This window comes from Paenibacillus sp. FSL R5-0486, assembly GCF_037975155.1.
Taxonomy (GTDB): domain Bacteria; phylum Bacillota; class Bacilli; order Paenibacillales; family Paenibacillaceae; genus Paenibacillus; species Paenibacillus amylolyticus.
In genome coordinates this window covers 3,396,004-3,421,292 of the sequence record NZ_CP150237.1, presented here as the reverse complement: position 1 = coordinate 3,421,292, position 25,289 = coordinate 3,396,004, and the positions used below count along the sequence as shown (strand labels likewise).

Here is a 25,289-nt window from a genome sequence, read left to right as displayed (position 1 = left end):
TTTTAGTATGAAGAAATGTATGCGGTTACAAAATATATACATTTAAGGTCTACCCCCCTGTAATTGTAGGTCTTATTCAGGAGGGGTTCTTCTATTTCATGGATCAATTCGCATACTTTTGCCTGTATTCTACTGGTTTCATGGCTGTTCGTTTTTCGAAGTGTCTGAGAAAATGCTGGTAACTGCGGTACCCTACTTGCTCCGCAATCGCACTGGATGTTTGATTCGTCTGCTGGAGCAGACGCTTCGCTTCTTCCATTCTTAGATCATGTACTACCTCGATTACACCCTTACCATACTTTCGCAAAAAGGATTGCCCTAAATGGACAGGATTCACGTAGAATCGTTCTGCGAGCTCCTGGATCGTAAATGTCTCCCTGTAATGCATCTGCACATATTCAGCAACCGTCGCCTGGATGCCACCCATTTGCCTCTCCCGGAAAATTGCCAGTGCTGACTTGCATTGCAAACAGAAATGTTCCAGATTGTTAGCAACCTCTTCTATATTTCGATGGCCCTTCTCCAGAATTCCGCTCGCCAATTCATTCATTAGAGCATTAGGTTCTCCTCCTAATTCTCTACACAGGGACAGTCCGCGGAATATAATATGGGTAGAGAAAATATGTACAATCTCTGGCGCAGCCTTCATCTGTACAAACAGTTCAAAAGCACTCCGAATCGCAGACGAGAGTTCCTCCACAGAACCGTTTTCAAGCAAATCGCAAATATGGTCCACCTCTGACAGCGTTTCCGGATCAAACTGCCAATTCTCCAGCTGAATATCTTCGGCAAACAAAAGATGCTCTTGATTAAAAAACAAATAACGCCCAACTTCCTGAGCGGAGCGGAAGGATTCAGATAAATGCTCCAGTTTGTTGACCGTTAATCCAACCGCGATATGAATATCTCCGCAGCCGTTATGTTGCATATTATTCATTAAACGCTGGGTAAAAGCTTTAATTGCTTCAAACGTCTCATTTCTATCATTCGTTTCCTCCCCCCATACAAGTCCCAATGAGTCTCTTGTTCTGTCTATCACATAACAGCAAGTTGTTTCTTCAGCCGTTTGTTCGACTACTGAACAGACTTCCTGAATATCTCCCTGAAAGGCTATCCGCAGGTATGCCCAATGGGACTTGTTTAAACGAGGAAGTATCTCTGACATCTCCTCCTCCGATATATTTTGCTTATCCTTAATCAGTGCGGACAAAAACGCTTTGATCCTTTGCTCATTTGCATGTTCCCTTATACGCTCCTGGGTTTCACGCTCCTGCAATTGCATACGGAGACGGACCAACATATCCTCTGCTTCTGTACTATCAACCGGTTTGGTTAAATAGTTGGAGACACCTAATCGAATAGCTTGTCTGGCATAATTAAAGTCACTGTATCCACTCGTGATGACAAACAGCACAGACTCATGTTCCAATCGTCGTGCTTCTTCTACAAGTTGCAGCCCATTCATCACAGGCATACGAATGTCTGTCACCACGAGATCAGGTCGATCTTGTTCCATCATCCGAATGGCTTCCTCACCGTTGGCGCACACACCTCTGATTTCAAAACCATACTTTTCCCAATTGATCAGAAGCTGTAACCCTTCAATGGCATAAGGTTCATCATCGACTAATAGCACTTTATACATGAGAGTTCACCTCCTATTTCCTCTGTTCCAGCTTAGAGATCGGTATACGGTACCCTGCAATGGTTTCCTTTCCAGGTACACTGCTTAGATCAAATATCGCATTTCCTTCATAAAAGAGTTCCAACCTGCGGTAGACATTGCGGAGTCCTACATGCTCGCCGTTCCTGGGTCTTTCAGAACGAATATCTCGCAGGAGCTCGGTTAATCTCCCTGCATCCATACCGATTCCATTATCGATCACCTGAATAACCAGTTCAGAAGCGTTTCGACTCGCCGTTATCTTGATCTGTCTTCCATTTTTTCGCGCCTGCAAGCCGTGTTTGCAGGCATTTTCGACGAGCGGTTGAATACTCATGCGGGGAATAAGCAACGAAGCTGCATCAGGATCAACCTCGAAGGTGTAATCAAACAGCTCTCCAAAGCGAAACTTCTCAATCTGGAGATAAAGATTCGTAAATTGCAGCTCTTCTTGCAAAGGAATCAGATTGTCAGAATGACTGAGCAACTGTCTCATCAGTTTGGACAGACTTTTGATAATCTCAATTACTTCCGTATATCCATTCTTTGTACTAACGACTAGCAAGGCATTCAATGTGTTAAATAAAAAATGGGGATTCATCTGACTCTGGAGCATGGACAATTCAGTCCTCACTTGATCCAGCTCCAGATCTTTTTGGCGGATTTCCAGTTTATATACGTCATTAATCAGCGTATGAATTTTACCAATCATGATGTTAAATGTACGAATAAGCCCGCCAATTTCGTCGCGGCCTTCGTGAATTTCAATCAGATCGAATCGTTCGTTACGAACCTTCTCCATATGTCTGGATAACTTGCGAATCCGATAGTGGTAGGAACGCAAAATAATGTAGATCAATACAGAGGGGACCACGATACTTAATGCGAGCAACCCCAGAATTGATTTAAAGGCTTCTTGCAAAAGGTGGTCAAGGTGACGCGTATCGGCAACTCCAATCAATTTCCAACCCTTTAGGTAGGCTAGATTCCCCAACGATTTTTCGAGCGTGTAAGCAGAATCTCCAGATTCCTTGAGCATTGATTCATTATCAAGGGGGGATAAGTCGGTTTCGCTGAACTCCCCACTTGAAACGACAGTTCGATTGTTGCTGTCCACCAGTCGCAGCTGAAGACTGTCTGATTCACGATTTAAAATGCTGTACACCCGGCTAAGTTCCAGATCAATCTTGGAATACTTATTGTAATTGGCATAGGAAGTATAGGTATCCATTTTGCCAATCACACTGATTCTTCTTCCCGCGTTAAATCCGGATGGCTCAATATAATCAACGACAAGAATGCCTCCACTGGTGGATTTCAGCTGTTTCAATCCAGGGAGTACATTCTTGTCTTTCATCACGATATAATGACTGCCCGTCTGAATGGTATCGTTATCCGTATAGATACGCACCTCCAGAATATTCGCTGACATGTACCGTGTTAATTTATCTCGCAGGAATGCGTGGTAGACGTTGTAATAATCCACGGGGGAGTGATAGGTCCGATCCAGTGCCTCATAGAGCGAATCGTCTGCTGCAATAATTCGGCTCAGGGCAACGCTCTCATCAATCATGCCTAGCAGTTCCCCCGCAGCCCTGTCGATGGATTTACGTAGATTTTCCTGTTCTCTAATCTTGATATCCGCAGAGGTTCGTTCATAAAAGAAGATATTAATCGTTATTACAGGAAGGAGAATACTAAGTACATAAATAAGCAGAAATTTGGATCGGAGAGGAATATCATTAACCTTACTGAACATCCAGAATTTATGACGCATATAATCACCCTTGGTTTTTGTTTTTATAGACTGACGGAAGCTCCCCTGTATGCGCTCTGAACTTTTGGGTGAAATATTCAGCATCATGATATCCTAGCCTGAATGCAATGTCAGTGATCTTCATATTGGTACGTCGCAGGAGTTTACGGGCCTCCTCAACACGAAGCTGGTGCACATAGTCACTGAAACTGACCCCCATCTCCCGCTTGAACTGTTGACCCAGGTAGGCAGAATTCACGTGAATACGATTAGCTACATCCTGTAATTTAATTTTACTTCGATAGTGCTGCTTCAATTCATTCACTGCTTCTGCAACCAGCCCTCCCGTACCCGTCTTTTGCTTCAATTCAGACTGGGAAAGTTGCTTGGACAGTCGAACACACAGGTCTTGCAATGTGCCGGAAGACCAACTCGCAGCCTCATGCCAATCTTTTTCACATAGTATTTCTCTGCAACCCTCTCTTTTTCCATATTTACGTAGCAACTCCCCATGGATATATCGGATGACATGATGTATCCATTCCAACGAAACCTCTGCTTTCTCACTTTTCTCTAATAGTGCACTCACTGCAATATCGATAGAATACGTATTTTCTGCTTCAATCAACGCCAAGATCTCTTTGGAGATGTTCATCATTTGCTCTAAATCATATTCTTCGCTTATTAGATATTCATTAAGATGATTCTCATAGGCTTCATCTGTAACCATGACTCCATTTTGCTGTTTTTGCTCATTTCTGCGTTTGTCCAGAGGTTCAATCATGTCCATAAGGATTTGATGAATCTCCTCGGGAACAAGAGGTTTAAGCACGTACTGATCGACCTGATACCGTATGGCTTGCTTCGCGTAATTAAAATCGGAGTATCCTGTGACGATAACAATTTTAGAGGTATAGGCGAGATCTTCTCGCAAGGTGTGAATCAAACCAAGACCATCCATAACAGGCATTTGAATATCCGTGACGACAAGATCCGGTTCAACCGAGTTGAATAAAGCAAGTGCTTCCTCCCCATCTGTTGCCGTTCCGCAGAGTTCATATCCACAAGCTCGCCAGTCAATCATTGTTCTCCATCCTTCTAGCATAAACGGCTCATCATCCGCGACAATGACCTTGTACATTAGCTCACCTCACTTTTATCCTTGATCAGCTGCATGTATTTTATCTATATCAATAGGTAGATTCCAGTTGTTCTGAAAACGCTAAACAGCAGAACAACAGCAGGATTGTTGTCTGCTCGCACAACTTTGGAGAACAAAATTTCTACCAGTCTCATCGTCATTTATCAATAACATAGAACATGGTTCCATCGGACTGTACTATAAGAACGCTCCGATTTTAGCGAAGCGCCGGGATAACAATTCAAGTGTAACGCTTACATTTTGGTACAACAACCTGTTAAACTATAGGTTTTCACCCGACAAAGTATAGGTTTAGCTCAGAAGTAATCTATTTCCAGGAAAAAGAGTTTTCATTCTCCACGCACAATACGGAATCCTTGATCGGGACCAAAACCATTTGCATCAAATTTGCCTCGAAATGATATTTCATTGTTATTGACACCGCCGATCCAGCCTCCGCCTTTCACAACTCGCCAAGTTTGATTTGGACTCTCCGAATCGCTGTACCAGTCCCAGCACCATTCTCTCACATTCCCAGACATATCATAGATTCCTAACTCATTCGCCTTCTGAGTTCCGACTTTTTTGGTTTGATTACGATTGCTCTCAATAGCGGGCCAGCTCCAGTCACCCGTCAGAATGTTCTCGCCGGCATTTACCCAGTACCAAGCCACTTCATCAGGATTGTTACTTCCGCTGTATGTGTAATTTAAGCTCTTTTGACCTCCGCTTGCAGCGTATTCCCATTCTGCCTCTGTGGGTAAACGGTAACCGTTGGCGTCCTCGTTGATCGTTACATTCCATTTTATAGTGTCATTTTCATTGTGATTATTCGTGTCCTGGTTGTCTTTATCTATATTGTAATAAGGTTTCAGGTTTTCTTTTATACTTTTTTGATTACAGTATTCCACTGCGTCATACCAGCTGACCATTTCAACAGGCAGGTCATCTCCCTTGAAGCCAGAAGGGTTTTCCCCCATAACCTCCATCCATTCTTTTTGAGTTACTTCGTATTTGCCAATATAGAAGGAATCCAGCGTTTCATTCCTATCGATCTGACTCGGCTTACTGCTCTTGAAGGCTCCTCCTTCGACGAATACCAAGTCATCGCTTAATTTCGTATTACTTGCTGAACAAGCACTTAGACTAACAACTATAGTGATTAAAGTTAACCATACCAGCTTCTTCATTCAATTATTCTCCTTTACTAGCTTAAATCCGGCAACGTCGAGGTCCGTTAGTCTGGAGAATAACGTTACTCAACGCTACCGGAAAATTGAATTTCAAATGCAGGTGCAGAAGTTGAACTGCATCACATCATTTTTACCAAACCGTCACGTTTGCGCTTCCGCTACTTTGATAACCTTCCGTTGCCATCACCTGATAGGACCAGCTGTTGCCTAAGTACATCCCTTTGCTCGCCCATGCATTCACATGATTACTGAACGTGATGGTAGAATTGACTCCGATTGGTTTCTTGGTCTGTCTAACACTCCAATACTGAGGGAAAGTCTGAGTACCATCAATGGAAGGTGCATTGTATCTCATCGTTGTATAGATGTCATATGTGCCGCCATCACTAGTCATCGAGCCCTTATACGTTCCGGTAGGACGATACGTTCCCCAGCTATCCACCACGTAATATTCAATTAGAGCGTTTCTAGTCCAACCATAGAAGGTGAGATAGCCGTTACCTGAAGGAGAGAATACGCCGGCATTATAATTGACCACTCGATTAGGCGTACCGTATGTCCACCCTTTCCCGACAACAAAGTTCCCGGTATTTTGCCAATTCACGCTGTAATTCCCGCCCGATCCATTCACGGCGTTGACCGTTCCTCCACCATCTGTCCAATTTTGCCAATAATCTGTTGCTGCGCTCGATGTGGCTGCGAAGACACCAAAACTCATGGAAGCTGCAAGAACAACGGTTAACAATTTTTTGCTAAATTTAAACATAGATTATACCTCCTGATATTTTAATAGATTTGGTTGATGCTACAATCCGATATGAATGTTCTTCAGCAAATTCATTTGAAAAGACGTTGCGAAAACAGATACAAATCGTTCTTCCACACGGGCCAATCATGTCCTCCACTTTCCTCATGCCAAATGTGAGGTACTCCGTGTTGCGCCAAATATTGGTGAACCCCAAGACTAATCTCTATAAGATTGTCCTGTTCACCGCAAGAGATCCATAACAGCGAGAGTAATGAAGGCGCTTTCGAAAGATCAGGGACAAGTAGCTCCGGACTTCTGGTGTTTGGGGCTGCAGAGAAAGCACCGATCCATGCAAAATGGTCTAGATTATTTAATCCGATATTTAAGGATTGACCTCCACCCATGGATAAACCAGCAATCGCCCTTTTATCCCGGCTTTTATGCAAAGGGTAGTTCGACTCCATGTAAGGTATCAAATCGTTGAGCAGATCGGATTCGAACCGTTTAAATGCTTTGATTTTCTCAGGTTCAAACAGGTCTCCTACGGCTCGATCATTCGACATTGCGCGACCGTTGGGGAAAACAATAACCATCGGTTCAAGCATATTATCGTTGTACAGATTATCGAGAATAATTTGCGGAGATCCATGAGTATGCCATTCGGTTTCGTCTCCGCCAATACCATGCAAAAGAAAAAGTACAGGATACATCGTTGTCGAAGAAAATTCTGGTGGGGTGTACACCATCGCTTTACGGGAATTGCCAACCGTGGTGGAAGGATACTCTACCGTCTCCATGACTCCACGTGGTATATTCTCCCGATACTGGTCATATCCCGTTACTGCTGGTGAGATCAATTCCATTCTCTTTTCCTCCGAACATATGAGTGACTATCAGTCTTCAGTTAATCCACATAGCCAAAACCCAGAATAGTGAAGCATTTATGTTCATGGCCTTCCGCCATTTCGATCTCGATGGAGTGCTCCCCCACATGCTCTTCGTTAAGCAGAAGTGTGGCATGGCAATGGGTCCAGTTCACTTGACGCGGATCGACTTTTTGGACAAATACCCCATCTACCTTGATATGTGCAGTTCCGAATTCATCGTTACCAGAATCCTTGAAGATCAGAATGAGGCGTTTGCACTGCAAACTTATCCGAAAGCTACTCTGATCCTCTTTTCCCTCTCCTGTACGCATCCAGTTGTTGGGGAACTGAGGTGTACCATAGTCATGAGCATCCATCTCAGCCATCTGCAGATCCGTGTCCGTTTTACAAAAAGAGCCTGCATCGATTCGGGCAATATGATTGCCGTTTTTCCGATCCAACAGCTTCACATTAACAAATTCATTTCCAATTAGCGGAGCTTTTTCAATATCATGATCTTTCTCATCCCACTCAGAACGATTCGTCACGTCGAACAAATATTCCAAACAATCGGCCATAATTCGATGCCCTATGTTCGTTGGATGATATATATCATGGAAAAATTGCTTTTTGGAAATAACGTTGCCTTCACCTTTTGTCTTGCTGAACTGATCTACGACAGCATCTTTCACACTTACCATTGGAAGATCATAATGCCAGCCTACCGGAGCGAGACGATCCTGTAGATTCCAGTCATTTTCGAATACACTGAATAACAAGATGACCGCTGGCTTGTTATCGGCAGTAAGTGCTTTGAGTACCAGACTCTCGTAACATTTACCTTGGGTTTCATCATCTGCGTCATTGACTGCGAATTCGATTATGACAATATCCGGCTGAACGGCACCTCCCCTCAGCACATCACGATCATAACGTACAATCCCCAGTTCTGAAGGAGTTCCACCCACACCTGCTTTAATCAGATGAATCGGACTATCTTTTGAAAGCGCAAACATAAACTTGAACGACTCATACGACCGATAAGCGTAACTTTGGAGATGAATAGGTACTGCACCAGCACCATGGGTAATGGAGCCTCCAATATAAGCGATAACGACAGGTTCGCCGTTTTTTGCCTTCTCAATGGCTCGTTTTAATCTGACATTATTCCCTTTGTTCAGAAGAGATCGGCCAATCATGTCGCGATATCTAGGTGACTCAAAATCAATTGCGGGCTTGACTGCCGACGCTGTCACTCCAACTGGATCGCGCGGTGCAGTGAATTCCGTGTTTTCACCTGCATCTCCTGAATCCTGGAGCATAAATCATCATCACATCCTTCCGGTTTAGATTCTGACCATCCTCAAACAACTTATAAAGAATCACAGCTTGTATTATTAGATCAGATGTGATCCTTCTCCCAAAGTGTATCCCTTACATAATTTTACAACAACCTGACAAAGTATAGGATTTTAACCAATATATCATTTTAATTTGAGTACAATGACATGCAGATCTGAACACCTATAATTTTTCATGTAAACGCTTTATTTTGTATACTATTTCCATGTTATAATTTTGAAAAACCGCATTGATGAAGGAGGATACTCATGAATATCACGGGTCAAGGCGCGTGGGATACGGGTACATATACAAATCTGTTCTTGAAGCTAGGCTACGATGAGAATGAGATCACGAACAGATTGGAAGAAACATGGAACGAGCTGTTTTACGGTGATGACAATACTCGAATATATTACCACATGGGTGAGGACAAGGGTTATTTGCTGGACACTGGTAATCTCGATGTTCGCTCCGAGGGCATGTCCTATGGCATGATGATGGCTGTTCAGATGGACAAAAAGGAGGAATTTGATCGACTCTGGAATTTCTCACACTCGTTTATGCAACATAAAGCGGGTCGTTATAAAGATTATTTTGCCTGGCATTGCAAGCCTGACGGAACCCGACTCTCGCAAGGTCCTGCTCCTGATGGTGAGGAGTTTTTTGCCATGGCGCTTTTTTTTGCCTCCAACCGCTGGGGCGATGGCGCTGAACCTTATGATTACAAGGCACAAGCCCGCAAAATCCTTCGTGCATGTATACATCAAGGCGAAGACGGCGAAGGCGATCCCATGTGGGACCCGGAAACAAAACTGATCAAATTCATACCAGAAACACCGTTTAGCGACCCATCCTACCATCTGCCTCATTTTTATGAGCTATTCGCGAAATATGCGGATGAAGAAGATCAGCGCTTCTGGAAAGAAGCGGCGGCCGCTAGTAGATCTTACCTTCATACAGCCTGCCATCCCGTAACCGGACTATCACCTGAATATGCGAACTATGACGGCTCTCCGGCTCCAATACAGCCGTATGGTGATTTCAGACATTTTTACAGTGATGCCTACCGTGTTGCTGCAAATATAGCGTTGGACTGGGAATGGTTCCGCAAGGATCACTGGCAGATCGAACAATCCAATCGGATTCAATCCTTCTTCAGTGATATTGAAATGTCCGATTATCGTCGTTATACAATAGAAGGTGAACCTTTCGACGAACCTTCACTGCATCCTGTAGGTTTGCTGGCTACCAATGCCATGGCTTCACTGGCTGCGGAAGGTCCACATGCTGACACATTCGTTCGCAAGTTCTGGAACACACCTTTGCGTCAGGGAGAGCGACGTTATTACGACAATTGCCTGTATTTTTTCAGCATGCTCGCTCTAAGCGGAAGATATCGCATATACTAAACTAAGAGAATGTGCACGAGCCGTTGAACCTGCCCTGTGAACGTTTGGCTTGCAGGACAGGTCCAATCACTGAATTTTAAGAAGGATGCAATGATATTACGATTTAATCTATATCAATAAAAAACGTTCCCGGCTCGCATATGTTGACTGCCAACCGGGAACGCTTTTGGGTGTGCAAATACAGGCAGTAACTTTTCCCGCTCTGTATGATTCAGATACTTTAATTATTTGGAAACGGAAGAAGTATCATAGGAAGACTGCATAATCTCCAGATATCGATTAATGTTCAATCCCTCCAGGCCTTTCACATATTCATCCCAATCCTTATCCAGACTTTTGGCGCCAGTAATAAATTGCAGGGCGTTCTGATCGATGTAATCCTTGAGATTGGTCTGCATCATGCTGGCTTCATCAGCTTGGGACGGATCTACCCACAATGCCCAATGAGGGAAAATCTCTTTTGGTTCCTTGCCCTCCATTAACAATGTCGCCTCATAGAGACGTCGCTCACCACCATCATTGGCATAGATGTCTGTCCCCTGTACTTCGGAGTCCCGATATGCCTGATAATGATTGTACTGACTTAATGCAGCCCAACTGTCATTACGAGGTTCTTCTCCAGAAGGAAGCGGAATGGCTTTATATAACGGCTCAATCTGATCATTGAGCGCCACTTCTCCTTCTTGTGGTTTGCGCCAGCTTACGCCCTCTTCTCCGAGATATGATGCCATGGTTCCTTCCTGGGTATAGAGATAATCCAGCAGCTTTATGGCCGCGATCTGTGTTTCCTCACTGGCTTTGTTTGTCAGTACAAAAGACGCTCCGGGATCAATCGGATAGTTGTACGTAGCATAAGCAGCATGGGGTCCCTTCAATGGAGGGATGGGATTGTAATCATTCCCGTAAGGAGAACCTTCGGCAGTGGTTACGAATAATGATGGATGCATCGCTGCTCCCGCACCGAGAAGCTGTGCATCAGCGTTATCTCCAATTTTTTTGAAGGCCCCGACGTTTTGGGTAAATGCCCCTGGATCAATCAACCCTTCATCGTACAGGGATTTAATATAGGCAAGCCCTTCTTTCCACTCCGGTTTGTTCACTACGGTCTCCACTTTCCCCTGATTGACAATGAGATAATTCCGATCGTCGTCATAGATAAAACCGTTCATCAAGTACGGAATAATGTGCACACCGAAATTTTCAGTCGAACCGCTTAGCGGTACTTCGTCGGCTTTACCGTTCCCGTTCGGGTCTTTCGTTTTAAATGCCCGAAGCATTTCCTTAAATTCTTCTGTCGTCGTGGGTTCGGTCAGGCCCAGTTGTTCCATCCATTTGGTGTTGACCCACATCTTGTTGGGGTATGAACAGTGAAAACATTCATTCAGACCCGTCAGACCATAGATATTTCCGTCAGGAGCAGTGTTCATGGCCCGATAATAGTCATTGCTCTCAAGTACTTTTTTAATATTGGGAGCATGCTCCTCAATCAGATCATTCAGCGGCAAAATAACCCCCTGCTGACCAAACTTCAACAAGTCTGTCTGGGAGAAACGATCTACCCAAGGGATGAGCAGATACAAGTCCGGATAATCACCGGAAGCCAGTGAAATCTGTCTTTTCTCCGCTGCACCGTCGAATGGAACCGTAGTCCAGTTGAACTGAATATCAAACTTCTCTTCCATTTTCTTCGTGAATTTGTTAGTGGACAGGTTGGTATCCGAACCCTGGTGAGCAAACACATTAATGGCCGTCTTGCCTGACGGATCGCTGCCTTCCCCGTTCCCCTTATCAGAGCTTGAACATCCGGCAAGTACCAACGAGGTAAACAGCATACAGGCAAGAATGATGAATCCCGCTTTTTTCAATATAATCCTCTCCTTCATGAATAATAGAAAAAATGAACTTATCCTTTAACTGAGCCAATCAGCATACCTTGCACGAAATACCGTTGAACAAAAGGATAGATGATTAGCACCGGCAAGCTGGCCATCACAATTAACGAGTACTTCATGAGTTCAGCCATCTGCTGCTGTTTGATCATTTCCGATGCATCCATGCTCCCCGTACTGCTGTTCAGAATAAGAATGCTGCGTAATATCAGCTGTAGCGGATAGAGCGACTGTGATTTCAGATAGATGAGGGCGTCAAAGTATGCATTCCACTGACCGACAGCGTACATAAGTGACAACACGGCGATAATCGGTTTGGCGAGTGGCAGGATAATACTGAAGATAAACCGGATGTCACTGCAGCCATCGATGTCTGCTGCTTCGGACAATTCTTCCGGTATCGAATTCTGAAAAAAGGTACGGGCAATGATGACTTGCCATACCCAGACGGCATTGGGAATCAGCAACGCCCAGCGGGTATCTATCAGTCCCATGGTTTTGACCACCAGATAGGTAGGGATCAAACCGCCTGAGAACAACATGGTGAAGGTAATAAACATCATTAACGAGCTACGGCCAACAAACGTTTTTTTGGATAATGGATAAGCAATCATAATGGTCAGTGCCACGCTGATGAAGGTGCCGCAGGCTGTATAAAAAAGGGAATTGGCATAACCGGTAAGGACTTGATCATTCCGCAATACAGACTTGTAACCGTCAAACGTCAGGTCAATGGGCCACAACCAGACTTTTCCCGAGGAGACGGCAGCAGGGCTGCTGAGCGAAGAACTCACAATATATATCAAGGGATACAGCACGGCAATCAGCACCACTGTCAACATGAAGTAAACAACCGTTATAAATACGCGGTCTCCCCAGGATTCACGAATCGTACTGCTGCTCTTGATCCGCGAACGACCTGCATTTGTCTGTGTGTTAGGCATGGGTTGATTCTCCTCCTTTCGCTCCCGTTACCATAAACTTGTATTGGACAGTCGCTTGGCAACCGCGTTTACAATTAATAGCAGAATCAGGTTAATCACCGAGTTGAACAGGCCAACCGCAGTAGCGAAGCTGTAATTGGCATTCAGCAATCCTATTTTATAGACATACGTGGAGATGATCTCCGAAGCAGACAGGTTGAGCGGATTTTGCAGCAAATATATTTTTTCGAACCCAACAGCCATGATATTCCCTACACTCAGGATCAGAATGATGACGGCTGCCGGAAGTAGTCCAGGCAGATCAACATTGATGATTTTCTGTATTCGGTTGGCTCCGTCCACTTTGGCGGCTTCATACAGGGATGGATCAACACCTGCCAGAGCAGCCAGATATATCACAGCGGAGTACCCCATTCCCTGCCACACATCGGAGAATACGTAGATGGATCGAAACAGTCCAGGCTCACCGAGAAAATTCACTGCTTCGAAACCAAGGGCGCCTGCAATCGTGTTGACAATACCCAGCCTAGGAGACAGAAAGAGCATAATGATGGAGACCATAACAACGGTAGAGATGAAATATGGAGCATACGTCACCATTTGTACTGTTTTTTTGAATCGTATGTTTTTGATTTCGTTCAGCGCGAGCGCCAGTAATATAGGAATCGGGAAACCAACGATCAGGCTGTAAAACGAAATGTAGAGTGTGTTCTTGATCAGCATGACAAACGCCGGATTTTTGAAAAGTAATTCGAAATACTTGGTTCCGGCCCACGGACTGCCCCAGATCCCCTTGATGACGTTGTAATCTTTAAATGCTAGGACCGCATTCACCATGGGTACATACTTGAAAATAATAAAGTAAGCAATCGGTGGCAGGATCAGCAGATATAACTGCCAATGTCGCCTCCAACTTCTGGATAATGCTTGCTTCAAGGCAAACGGTTTACTTGGTTTCTCCACGGACTTTGATTCACTGGTCATTGTGGTTCTCAGAATCATCCCCCCATTCTTGGCTCCAAATCGTGCTGAACTTCAGCCCAACTTGGTAGCGCTTACTTTTTGAGTAATCATAAGATTGCGCTGGGGATGCGTAAAGGTACAGTTACGCTGAGAAAGTACAAAAAGCGAATATATTTCCTGTGAAACAGCCTACATTAACCGCTATGAACGTCCATTTTCCGAAACACACTCGGAGAAATGCCGCGTACCCGCTTGAAAGCTCGGCGGAATGAATGTGCACTATTATACCCGGTGGCCTCCGCTATCTCGTCAATGGTCTGACCGGTGGAGTGCAACAAGTTCGAGGCAGCATCGATGCGTACCCGTTCTACATAATCGGAAAGATTCTCTCCCGTATGTTCTTTGAATAGTTGGGATATAAACTTCTCGGACTTGCTCATGTGCTCGGCAATCCGATAGATCGTCAAGTTTGCATCCCCATAATGTTGTTGGATAAAACAAATCATTTCGCTTACAGTATCCGCATGTGCTCCTGCTCTTCTTCTCTGGAAATCACCGCAGATGTCTTCCGTTAACCGTTTGAACTTTGCACGCAGCGAAGTAATCGTTTCTGTCATCTGAATGGATGTCACCCGGGTTTTATATTCCTCCAGCAGGGAGGCATCCAACTTGAATTTGGGTTCGTCCAGCTTCAGAAAAGTCCCCTTCAGCTCCATGATGAACTGCTGTGTCATCTCGTAGGACAGTTCCCGCTCCTCTAAATTACGAAGAAACAATTGCTCCAGAATACGTACCGCCTCTTCAGGCTCCCCGACTTTGATTGTGTTCAGCAGGCGCTGTTCAGACTCAATCGGATAATAGAACATTTCATTTTCCTTCATCGTATCTTCAAATCTCACCAGATGATCTGTTCCCATATGAATGGCATAATCCAGAGCTTGTTTGGCTTCGTCAAAGGAACGCCCTGCATCATTCCAGACCTCGTAAGCTGCACCTGTGCCAATTGTTGTGGATATCCGATGCTCCCGGTAGATCACTTCCATCAAGGTGTCCAGCTCTTTTTCACATCTCCCTATAGCTTCATTCAGTGAGTTCTCATCCAATGGACAGGCAAAAGCGATCTGGTCTGTTCCCCAATCCGTGATCAGCAGCTGCGCATTCCACTCTGTAAGTACCTGTTTGATGAGCAGCCTTGCCACACCCAGTTCATGGATCGTTTCTTCACTGTCCGGATTGGCATATCCGTTTACCTTCACTAAGCCTGCCAAGCCCTTGTTGCTATGAAGAGAAATGTGCGCCTGGGATGAGATAACCTCCAACTCAAGTGAGGTATAGACTTCTCCCGTTAACAAACGTTTGATAAAACCGTCTCTCAATAACGGAATCTGCTCATTCATGGCGTTTTTAAGTGAGTCATTATTAGCAATGAGATTGTTAATATGGCTTGCCAAAAAATCATATTCATTGCCCCGTCTGCCTGGGGAATCGGTGATTTGTTCCCTAAAAGAGGCCAACAATCTGTAAACGGGTGCACTATTCCGATAGGCCAGAACCAGCCCGAATAACAGTCCCAAGGCAATGGTTGCCAAAGTAAAGACCAGCGTGACTTGTTTGATTTGGTCCGCTTTTGTCATGAGTGCTTTCTCCGGAATCCCTGCCATGTAATTCCATCCATTTTGACTGGACTGCATCGATATCAGCAGCCGACCATCACTTCCAGGCTGTACATTCTGCACGTTCAGCTCCGTTTCCGCAGTGTTACCTTCTCTCTGGTGACTCTGTGCCATTTGCTCGGCTTCGGCTTGTTCAATGCCATGGGAGAAAATGATCTGTCCTTCCGCATCAGTGACGAGAGTCCAGCCGCCATATTGATCCACAATATTTTGAGTAAGGCTGGCCATCTGATCCTGATCAATCATGACACCAATCGTCGCTTGCGGTTTGTTGAAGCTGTTCAAAGGCAGAGATTGCAGAAACGTTATGGCAGGAACGTCTGCAAGCACAGTGCCGAGTATTTCACGTTTATAGTTTCGAAGCGGTATGATTTCATTAAAGTGTGGTTGTTTGAGAATTTGGTCATGCCATTGTTCAAACGACATACCGTCCAGCTGATTGGCAGCATAATAATGCTCTGGACGATAATACACAGTTCTTGGTGTGATGATGGCATTGTAGTTCGGAATGTGAATGAAGAAATGGGACAAGTAATCATTGGTACTGCTGTACATGGAGAGGCTCCGCTGCATACGGTTCATACCGTAGACATTGTAGAGATCATGCGGCTTTGGGCCAGCAATTAAATTTTGCAAATCGGGATTGACGGCAAGCTGCCTGGTAAAGGCTTCAACTTGAAGAAGGTTACGCTCAATGATCTCTTTCCCGAGACTCAGCGACTTCAAGCTGTTTTCAATGGAACTGGAACGGGCCGCTTCAATAGAAGCTCGGTAAGAGGCATATCCCGCAATTTGAGGAATCATCAGAATGACAAGATACGAAATGAGGAATCGGCGGAACACGGGTGAAAATTTGGACCATAGGAGCTGCATATGTACCCTCCCTTTTTTTATCGAGCGCTTACATTTCTCTGTGTTAAGGTAGCTGTTCAATGATACACCGGGCATTTCTTCCTGGTGAAGGTACAACTTCTTCCTTATGGTACATTTACATACTGTAGCGTACAATGCTTGCATGAAAATAATTGTTGGTCTGCGGGTTAGCGCACAAATATAGTTGTATTTTACCTTCGCATGACATCCATCACAAAGTATCAAAAATAAACGCAAAAAACCTCCCCAAGACATGGAATGACTTGAGGAGGTTTTTGTTTAATATTGTGCTTATTAATTGCTAACGGCAACAAATTTCCATTGTTGGTTTGTAGCACCTGTGTAGGTGTTCTGCTGCAGCAAGGCTCCATCCGAAGTGGAAGCGTTTGCCACTTCAATCGCTTTATTGCTGTTCACGTTGATGATACTCCAGTACCCGTTACCAAGATCGTTGACCTTAAAATGCTGAGCGGTTGTGTTCAGATTGCTCATGAGTTGAACCGCTTCCCCATTGGTGAGGGTACCGTTGCGAATATCGATGACTTTGTCCGGTGAGTTCACACTTGTCAGTGTATAGTTGCCGCTGCCGATCGAGGTCAGAACCCACTTCTGAGGGTTACCGCCCAGATCACTCCACTGCTGGAGCTGAAGATTATTTTCATTTTGACCACCAGGAACATCAACAACTTTGTTGGAATGCCGGGCTACGATTTTATAAGTTGCACCGGATACAAGACCCGTTGTCGGTCCGCCGCCTTGTCCACTGCCCGGGTAAGTCTGAGCACGTTCATGGTACCAGTTGAACAGGAATCGTCCCATGGCACTCCGTGAAGCATCTCCATCCCATTTCAGTCCAGCCGTTGGGTCGGCAAAGGAGCTTCGTGGTCCTTCACTTAGAATGAATCCGTTCATATGAGCTGCAATGCTGACATTACCTGATGCGTTGAAAATCGTTTTGGTATTGGTGCCAAAACCTTCATTGCTACCATTAAACAAGTTCCAATAGGCCGAATCGCCAGGTTTGTTTTTGAACCAGGTTACCTCGGTAATATTAATCGGATATTTGTCAGCAGCTGCCTTCACGTTGGTATTCCACTGGTCTTGCAGGATAGAGAAGTTGTCATATGCGCCATAACCAGGGTACCAGTGAACCGCATATCCATAGTTATTGAGCGGATCAGTCAATGGATGGCTTGCCGTCAAGCTGTAAAATTGGTTGTATCCCAGACCTGCCGCCCAGATGACGTTGTCCGCACCTTTGCTACGAATTGTTGAAATCATGGAATTTTGGAAATTACGCAAGTCATTCCAGTGATCCACGAAGTCATTTTCCCCGTTGTATCCACCCCAATGTCCATTGGCATAGGATTTCACCGGTTCGTTGATCAGTTCGAAGTGAACGTTGTCTGCACTTTTGATCTCCGGGCGTGAAGCGAGATAACCCCAGATTTCGTTGAATTTTTGCAGGTTGGCAGGTGTTGTTGCCTGATCATCCTTCAGTGTGAAGTCCAGTCCCAGGACAACATAGACACCTTTTGTTTTGGCATATTGAATGTACGGAATAATTACATTTTGCGTAACGGTCTGCACACCGGCAAAGTTATATGTACCAGCAGCCACATCTCCCATGTCCTGACGATCGATGAACAGACGCACCTGATTCATATTCCAGCCATGATTGCTTCCGTACTTCGCGCTGGTGTCAGCAAAAGTATCGGTAATGTCTTTCAGATAAGCCAGTGTAGCTGCATGACGGTTATTGCCGTGCAGATTGAGATAATAATTGCTGTCCTGATATGTCCAGTAGGCACCTGAGGGTTGATGCCAACCGTTCAGTAACACAGGCTGGTTGTTGCTGTTCACCAGGTTTTTGCCGTTTACGTGCAGCTTGCCCATCGGCATGCCCACCCATGCTTCGGCACGGCTGCCTCCCCATGGAGCAATTGTGATCAATAAAGCCAGAATGAGTACAAGTTTACAAGATGTCATGAACTTCTTCACTTTAATTCCTCCTGATCTGATATATTGCCTTGCAATAATGCGAGGTAAGTTCCGTCAGAGTATCTCTGATCAAACAGATCGCTCAGGGTCGGCGCCCGCTCCCGCAGCCCGTTCCACACCAGCAGGGGGATCCTGCGCAGGGAAGGATCCCGGTTCTGCTGTGAGCAGACGTTCATGAGATCGTTACATGCCCCCTTTTCACAGATGGAATGTTGCATGAAGTTCCTCCTCCCTCTTCCAGTCTGATCCCACTCCTAACGTACAGAAGAACTTAACTTAACCGACGATTCCCGTACGCTCTACACTCTCTACGAAATATCGTTGCACAAACAAATAGATGATGATCAAAGGCAGAATGGCAAGAAGAATTCCTGTATCTTGGATCATGCTCAAATAGAACGGATCGGCCTGGGAAGCTGCACCGTCAGTAACCTGCTGGGCCAGATTATACGGAAGGGACGATAACTGAGTCGACATGACTTTACTTGAAGTCAGATAAGTCGTCGTATAAAAGCTGTCGTTCCACTGCCATACGAAGGAAAACAGCATGACTGTTACCATGGACGGAATGGCATTGGGCAGCATGATTCTTGAAAATGTTCGTCCGATGCCCGCGCCGTCCACATAGGCCGCCTCCTCCACTTCCTTCGGAATACCTCTGAAGAATTGCCGGAAGATAAAGATGTACAAACCGGCCTTAAGTGAATTGGCCGTAATCGCCGTCAGAATAAACGGCCAATAGGTATTAAGCAAATTAACAGGTTTGCCGGCTATAAGCGTCATAAGCCCCATGAGATCAAAGCTTTTCAGATTCAGGTATACCGGAATGAGAATGGTCGTTGGCGGTACAAGAATCGTCAGAATTACACCAGCAAACAGCCAGTTGCTTCCCCTGAATTTCAGTCTGGCGAATCCGTATCCTGCAAGTGCACAGGATGCTGTGGTCAGCAGTGTAGTCGTTGCAGACAGGGCAAACGTATTAAACAGCGTTGCCCAGTAATCCATTACGCGTATCGCCTCTTTGAAATTGTCGATGGAGAAGTTCTGTGGAATCCACACCACCACTGCCGAATACAGATCACCTTTAGCTTTGATGGATGTGGAAACCTTCTGAAATATGGGAAACAGGATAACGAAGGAAAGCCCGGTAATCAGAACGAATCGGATCATGGCCCACAGCCAGCCTTTCCAATGCTCCAGCGATAATAATCGTGATGTTGTCACGTGGGACACCCTCCTTTCTAATCTTGATAGAAGACTCGCTTCGAGAAAATGATGTTTACGATAACCAGAATGATGGCAATGGCCAGAAAGTAGACCCATGCCATGGCAGAACTTAATCCAAAGTCAAATTTGACGAAGCCGGTATCCCGGATCAGTTCCGTCATGGCGTTATTGGCAAACGAATCAATGATTGTATAGATCGCATTGACAAAAATAAGCGGGCTGACCATTGGGAACGTAATTTTCCAAAAGGCTTCATAACCCGTTGCCCCTTCCATCTTCGAAGCCTCATACAGTTGAGGGGAAATCGTCTGGATCCCTGCCAAAAAGATCAAAATCTGTACACCGGATTGACTGACGATCTGATAGATCCGATCTACGGCGCTACTCAGATACGTAACGATCCAATCGCTCACTCCGGCGTTAACCATCAGATTTTCGAGTTCAAATGTCCCGAGTGAGCTTCCACCTGTGCTACTCTGATTAACCGCTTCAATCAGGCTGGTGCTCTCCAGTGTCATAATCACTCCCGATGCCAGAATAACGGGCAGGAAAAAGATCGACCGCGCAACAGCCCGGCCCCTGAACTTCTGATTCAGGATGACGGCAAGGAACAGACTGAATATAACGATAAGCGGTACGTTGATGAGCACGTCTGTGATCGCCTCAATTAACGCACGGTTAAAGCTTGTATTGACGGTCAGCGCCTGAATGTAATTGGCAACACCGTTGAACTGAATTGCTATGCCTTCCGCGTTAGCCTGAATTGTACTCATGCTGTATCGCAGAGAGGCTAACAGCGGAATGAAGAAAAACAACACAAAACCAATGAGCCAGGGAAGCACGTAGATTACGCCCCACATGGCTTTCTGCTGAGCATACGTACGACTTCCCCATTTCCATTTCAGGAGCGTCTTCAGAGCTGCTCACCACCAGTCACATAGCTTTGGGCTTCCACTGTATCGTTGTCAACTTCTACAGGGAAGTCGTTATAATTGACAATTACGAACCCGCCACCTTCATATGTTGTCCGGAAGACGCCCTCCTCCAGGGATTCATGGGACATCATGGAACGTCCGGCAAACGGTTGGTTCACCTGGTTCACCTCGTTGTAGATCTCGGCAGCCAGATCGATCCATTGTTCATAATTCGCCGCGTAGAGATCATCATAATCCGTTTCTTTCACAACATGGTTTGGCGCATTGAACCATGCAAAGTAAGGACTCGCTCCATATTCAATCAGCTTCAGCACATATTGCCTTGCATTGGTATATGTGGAGAGATTGTATGGCGTCCCCGTATAACCGATGCTGCCGTGTACAACGAGCTGATAGAACGGAATCTCTTCATCCTCCAGCTTGAAACGACTGCTGGTCATCGGCGCATCTGTCAGACCAGTTACATACGGCAGGGCATAAGCGTTCCCGCCTTCAGCAACAAGCGAGCCAGCCTGCTGCCCGATTTGTTCAAGTGCCTTCTTTACGGAGCCAAGCACTTGTGTTCGGTCCACCAGCTTTTTCGGATTCATATCGCTGTTTAACTGAGCTGCCAGATCATTCAGGCTTAGTGAGAGTCCATCCTTTTGAAGGGACCTCAGCTCATCTAACATGTCTGCCGTCACGTCCTCCAGCATGTTGGGCGAAAGCACATAGGATGGTGAACGATCCCGGTCCCGCCGCTGGATGGCCTGGTTCATCGGATACAAGACCGCCGGTTCCTGAGTTAATGTGCGTGAAGCTTCCTTGGACGGTTTAAACCCTTTTTTGGATTGCACATTCAGCAGAGCGATATCGGGATAGAAGCCGATGCCCGCTTCTTGTGTGTATGCGCTGAAATCCCGCAATCCCTTTTTCCCGCCTACCGCGCCATCTACTTGGATGGAATCCGGCAGTCGATGATGAAGTCCGCCGTTAAGCCATCCCGCATAGCGCACCTGAATATTGGATACCTTCTTCTCTGTCAAGGCGGAGAGAATGTTTTTGGCTTCATCAAACGTGGTCAAAGCCTCCGTTGAGTCATACGGTATGCCCAGCATATGCTGCCTTGTTGTCATGCCGCCGAACAGTTGCAGATAAAAGGGAACGTTACTCTGCTCCTTGCTGGCGTTTAACTCGGGAAGTCCGCCGTTTTGCATTAGATAATCCCGATAGAGTGATGCAAGCCCCGAGTACGAGGCTTTATCCGCCCCCACAAAAGCATATCGAACGACGAAATCAGACGCGGTCGGTTTCTTCTGGAATTTCGGAAGTGTACGAACCATATCACTTGCCTGAAGCGTCACATCACTCTTGTTCACTACATAGAAGCTTGGATATACGTTGTTGTAACTGTTCAGTTTGCCGCTGATATCGGCATTCACAACTGCAACGGCATCCCCTTCTTCAATAATGCCCAGGAATGCTCCCTCTTTCCGAATCAGTCCAAATACCGGCAACCTGGCTCTGGCTTCATTCGAACTTGCTTCCCGTAGTTTCATGGTCATATCCGGTCCGTATATATCTTGTTGATAGGCAGGATACTGCAGCTTGCCATTGTTAAAATGGATCAGCGCTCCCGAACCGTCCGGCACCAGTATGGAGCCCTCTTCTTCTGAACCCCCAGCTCCGAAATAATCCATTACAGATATGCTGTTGATCGGATACTCCTCCGGAAAATGAATGCCTGAGGACGGAACACGTACGAGCAGATCCTCTCCATCCAGCTCGTATTCCATCGTAAGCATAAACAGCCGTGGTCCACTTCGTTCCTCTTCAATGCCAAACTCGGCATGATCCTGAGCCAGATCCTCCGATGTGTAACCGGCTGTGTCAAAAGCCTTCAAGGCCCGGGACAATTGCAATCCTTGCATCGCCTTATCAATCCGGACGTAAGCGCCTTCATCCTTGTCTTCCGCATAGCCGACCTTCAAGGCCCGTTGCCCGGCCTTGTCTAGCTGTGCAAGCAGCCTTTGTTCAAATCGCTCCTTGCTGATCTTCATCGGCAAGTCTTCTATGGATCGCTCAGTGCTTCCAAACTGGTAGTGGACCCGCACGCCGCTTGGCAGCACCTCGTATCTTATTTGCTTGTGTGCAACACTATCCGTGAAGGAATTCACGGTGCTGCTCTGTCCGAGGCTGTTGAAAAAGCTGAGCTTCGTTTGTGATGACAATAGGTCTTTGTTTATCCCGGCTGCAACCCCATCCTGCTCACGATCTGCAGGATTGCTGCGCCAGATCTGGCCGCTCTGCGTGTGAATCACTGCAATCTCGGCAGTCTCTTCGTTAATGAACAATTGCAGCGCAGCATTCTGCGCAATGCCTACCATGCCGGGAAGGCGGACATCGCTGAACGATGATTTCAGTTTCTCTCCGGGAGGCAGGGAGGGAAAGTCCGTCGAATCTGCGGCAGTCACTGTCTCGTGAGCGAGCGGTGTTGGCGAGAATTGACAACCGCCCAGAAGCAGACTGCCCGCGAGCAGCATTCCTGTTATTTTTTTGGCTACGGTATAATTCATAACAATTTCCTCCTCCCTTAGCCCCGAAGCACTAATTCCTGATAGATGGTTACAACAAACGATACAATCTGCTGTACAAGACTGAAGAATAACAGGCATAGAAATGCCATAAACGCCATCGCTACAAGTGTCAGCAGCATCGTGAGCACCGTTTTGGCTGGTGTGTACTGATGAACCGTCATATTCCCCACAAATAACAGATATACCGTCCACGCAACGGCGAGTGCATTGGAGAAATAATAAAAGGCAGTTTCCTGCGCAGAGATCACAAGACTCAGCCAGATCCATGGAAAATGAATGAGTAACAACGGTACCAGTGCAAAACACGTTGACATGAAAATCTCGGAGAACTTGCCTTCCCCGTCCATCAATGTGGTTAACGACCAGTTCGCCACACACCAAAACAGTACCGGTACAATGACATATAACATTTCGAGCAGACTGTTCAGGTACTTTGGATTACTGAGATTAATGAGAAAACCGCTGTACTGGGCATGCAAAATTTTGGTGATGACCAGAAGCACCAGGATCATGAAAGCAATCAGCAGTGAGTTTCTCTGGTTCCGTTCATATTTCAGTTCCCAGTATCCGTCAAACGGATGAAAAATCAGATGCAGCGGGTACTGGTATAGTTGCTTACTTGATGCCTGCATTCGTAGTCCTCCTTTTCTGCCTGCGAACGATGATGACGGTGACAATCGCAGCGACAGCCAGGAATATACCGGACATCATCCATGAAAAATGCTCACGCATCAGCTCTTTGCGGTACAAAAGAAAAGCTTTGGAATACCCTTTGGGCTCCATGCTGCGCTTGAAATATTTCGCAGACTCGGCGTATTCCTTCTGACGAAGCAATGCTTTGCCAATTCCCGCATACGCATATTCCAAGTTAGCGTTCATCTCGGCAGCTTGGGCAAACAGCACCGAAGATTGATCTTCATCACCGTTATAGTAGCTACGCACCGCTTCGTGGAGTGTACGTCCGTATTCAGTTGTTTGAAAGACGGTGATTTCACCCAGCGCTTTATCCAGAACTAACATCCGGTCTCCCGCACGTTCCAGGGCAACAGGTGTATTAAATTGGCCCAGCCGGTTCCCGATGCCCCCATAAATATGGAGCAGATATCCGTCTCCATTGTAGGTAAAGATTCGGCCCTTGCTGGAATCCAGTACGGAATACATGTCACTGTCACCCACATCCACATCAATCAGGCGGGATGGCCCTGCTTCCTGGGTATACAGCAAATCACCCTGCGGAGTCTGATAGCCTTCTCTGCGCAAAATGTCTGTACCCTGGGCATTCAGCTTCTTGACCGGATCTTTTCCGCGATCCCCGCTAGTGGCGTAGATGAAGCCCTCTTCATCCATATCCAGATTGGTAAATTCCGTTGGAGTGAACATCACCATCTGGCTCCGCTGCTCCCGTGTTGCAAACCGTTTCCACAGATACTCCACCGGGTCCACCTGAACTCTGTTCGCTCCAATGAAGGAAGAGAACGTACCATCGGCGCTGAACTCCATGAATCCATCAAATACGCCTTCGGCCATGACGTAGATACGCTCCCCCTTGTCCATAACAATCCGCATCGGTTTAAACTGGAAGTCTGCTTTTAACAGATCCGATTTTGGTTCAGACACGATCTTGACCAGCTTCCCCTGTTCATCCAGATGCACCACCCGGTGATTATCCGAATCAGCGACCAGCAGATGGCCTTTTTCCGTGACGTACAATCCCTGTGGATTTTTAAAATGATCTTTCTTGCCTTCCTGCTCAAATGAATCAATTGTCCGTACCAGCTTGAAGTTGCGATCCATCTCAATGATGCGGCCATTGCCCGAATCGAGCACAAAAACGTGCTGATTGGCGGTAACATGCATGTCGCTTGGCTCTTTCATAGGAGTTGTGTTCAGCTTCTTGCCGGTGATAATGGTTGTTGCCTCATATGCCGCGGGTGAAGGAACTGCGTCACCCCAGAAGGAATAATGATACGCATCCGTTTTACCGTCTGCACTCACATAGGGCGCCTCTTGAACGAACAACAGGAGGCAGATCATGCCCATGATGATCGATTTACGTTTTTTCCATGTGCTTCTCCGCACCTCGCTGCC

At 46.0% G+C, this 25,289-nt stretch carries 19 protein-coding genes; 1 reads left to right on the top strand and 18 read right to left on the bottom strand.

Annotation, left to right across the window (positions count from 1 at the left end; all coding sequences use genetic code 11):
• Positions 1-103 precede the first annotated feature (103 nt).
• The 7 genes from MKY01_RS15310 to MKY01_RS15280 form a co-directional block, all read right to left on the bottom strand.
• Positions 104-1,645, bottom strand: a complete 1,542-nt coding sequence (locus tag MKY01_RS15310) for a response regulator (RefSeq protein WP_282321426.1) — start codon at positions 1,643-1,645, stop codon at positions 104-106.
• A gap of 13 nt (positions 1,646-1,658) precedes the next feature.
• A complete protein-coding gene (locus MKY01_RS15305) occupies positions 1,659-3,440 on the bottom strand; it encodes a sensor histidine kinase (protein WP_076253048.1) in 1,782 nt (593 codons plus the stop codon).
• 4 nt (positions 3,441-3,444) lie between these two features.
• Complete coding sequence (locus MKY01_RS15300) at positions 3,445-4,560, bottom strand: response regulator (RefSeq protein ID WP_101313769.1); 1,116 nt, start codon at positions 4,558-4,560, stop codon at positions 3,445-3,447.
• Positions 4,561-4,910: 350 nt separating this feature from the next.
• Positions 4,911-5,750, bottom strand: a complete 840-nt coding sequence (locus tag MKY01_RS15295; RefSeq protein WP_339286890.1) for an SUMF1/EgtB/PvdO family nonheme iron enzyme — start codon at positions 5,748-5,750, stop codon at positions 4,911-4,913.
• Between the two features lie 133 nt (positions 5,751-5,883).
• Positions 5,884-6,519: a glycoside hydrolase family 11 protein gene (locus MKY01_RS15290; protein WP_036615877.1), complete on the bottom strand. Its 636-nt coding sequence runs from the start codon at positions 6,517-6,519 to the stop codon at positions 5,884-5,886.
• A gap of 71 nt (positions 6,520-6,590) precedes the next feature.
• Positions 6,591-7,364: an alpha/beta hydrolase-fold protein gene (locus tag MKY01_RS15285; protein WP_076253046.1), complete on the bottom strand. Its 774-nt coding sequence runs from the start codon at positions 7,362-7,364 to the stop codon at positions 6,591-6,593.
• 41 nt (positions 7,365-7,405) lie between these two features.
• Complete coding sequence (locus MKY01_RS15280) at positions 7,406-8,689, bottom strand: SGNH/GDSL hydrolase family protein (RefSeq protein WP_339286889.1); 1,284 nt, start codon at positions 8,687-8,689, stop codon at positions 7,406-7,408.
• A 288-nt stretch (positions 8,690-8,977) separates the two neighbouring features.
• Between MKY01_RS15280 and MKY01_RS15275 the strand changes: the two genes are divergently transcribed.
• Positions 8,978-10,120 carry a glycosyl hydrolase family 8 gene (locus MKY01_RS15275; RefSeq protein WP_339286888.1) on the top strand — a complete coding sequence of 381 codons (1,143 nt, stop codon included), beginning with the start codon at positions 8,978-8,980 and terminating at the stop codon, positions 10,118-10,120.
• Positions 10,121-10,344: 224 nt separating this feature from the next.
• On the opposite strand, the gene MKY01_RS15270 is transcribed toward MKY01_RS15275, so the two are convergent.
• From MKY01_RS15270 to MKY01_RS15220, 11 genes are all read right to left on the bottom strand, one after another.
• On the bottom strand, positions 10,345-11,985 hold the full coding sequence (locus MKY01_RS15270) for an ABC transporter substrate-binding protein (RefSeq protein WP_036615889.1): 1,641 nt from the start codon (positions 11,983-11,985) through the stop codon (positions 10,345-10,347).
• 38 nt (positions 11,986-12,023) lie between these two features.
• Positions 12,024-12,953, bottom strand: coding sequence for a carbohydrate ABC transporter permease (locus MKY01_RS15265; RefSeq protein ID WP_036615892.1), 930 nt, complete (start codon positions 12,951-12,953; stop codon positions 12,024-12,026).
• Positions 12,954-12,980: 27 nt separating this feature from the next.
• Positions 12,981-13,835, bottom strand: coding sequence for an ABC transporter permease subunit (locus tag MKY01_RS15260; RefSeq protein ID WP_036671100.1), 855 nt, complete (start codon positions 13,833-13,835; stop codon positions 12,981-12,983).
• A 275-nt stretch (positions 13,836-14,110) separates the two neighbouring features.
• The gene (locus MKY01_RS15255; protein ID WP_282321432.1) at positions 14,111-16,462 is read right to left on the bottom strand and encodes a helix-turn-helix domain-containing protein; all 2,352 of its coding nucleotides are present in this window, start codon (positions 16,460-16,462) and stop codon (positions 14,111-14,113) included.
• A 294-nt stretch (positions 16,463-16,756) separates the two neighbouring features.
• The gene (locus tag MKY01_RS15250; protein WP_047842959.1) at positions 16,757-18,463 is read right to left on the bottom strand and encodes an RICIN domain-containing protein; all 1,707 of its coding nucleotides are present in this window, start codon (positions 18,461-18,463) and stop codon (positions 16,757-16,759) included.
• On the bottom strand, positions 18,460-18,681 hold the full coding sequence (locus MKY01_RS15245; protein ID WP_076253039.1) for a hypothetical protein: 222 nt from the start codon (positions 18,679-18,681) through the stop codon (positions 18,460-18,462). The genes MKY01_RS15250 and MKY01_RS15245 overlap by 4 nt, the downstream gene beginning before the upstream one ends.
• Before the next feature lie 58 nt (positions 18,682-18,739).
• Positions 18,740-19,687, bottom strand: a complete 948-nt coding sequence (locus MKY01_RS15240; RefSeq protein ID WP_036615897.1) for a carbohydrate ABC transporter permease — start codon at positions 19,685-19,687, stop codon at positions 18,740-18,742.
• 17 nt (positions 19,688-19,704) lie between these two features.
• Positions 19,705-20,550, bottom strand: a complete 846-nt coding sequence (locus MKY01_RS15235) for a sugar ABC transporter permease (protein ID WP_082219083.1) — start codon at positions 20,548-20,550, stop codon at positions 19,705-19,707.
• 53 nt (positions 20,551-20,603) lie between these two features.
• On the bottom strand, positions 20,604-23,180 hold the full coding sequence (locus MKY01_RS15230) for a DUF5696 domain-containing protein (protein WP_282321434.1): 2,577 nt from the start codon (positions 23,178-23,180) through the stop codon (positions 20,604-20,606).
• Positions 23,181-23,197: 17 nt separating this feature from the next.
• On the bottom strand, positions 23,198-23,833 hold the full coding sequence (locus tag MKY01_RS15225; protein WP_101313763.1) for a YIP1 family protein: 636 nt from the start codon (positions 23,831-23,833) through the stop codon (positions 23,198-23,200).
• A complete protein-coding gene (locus tag MKY01_RS15220; protein WP_282321437.1) occupies positions 23,817-25,280 on the bottom strand; it encodes a hypothetical protein in 1,464 nt (487 codons plus the stop codon). Before MKY01_RS15220 ends, MKY01_RS15225 begins: the two co-directional genes overlap by 17 nt.
• Positions 25,281-25,289 lie beyond the last annotated feature (9 nt).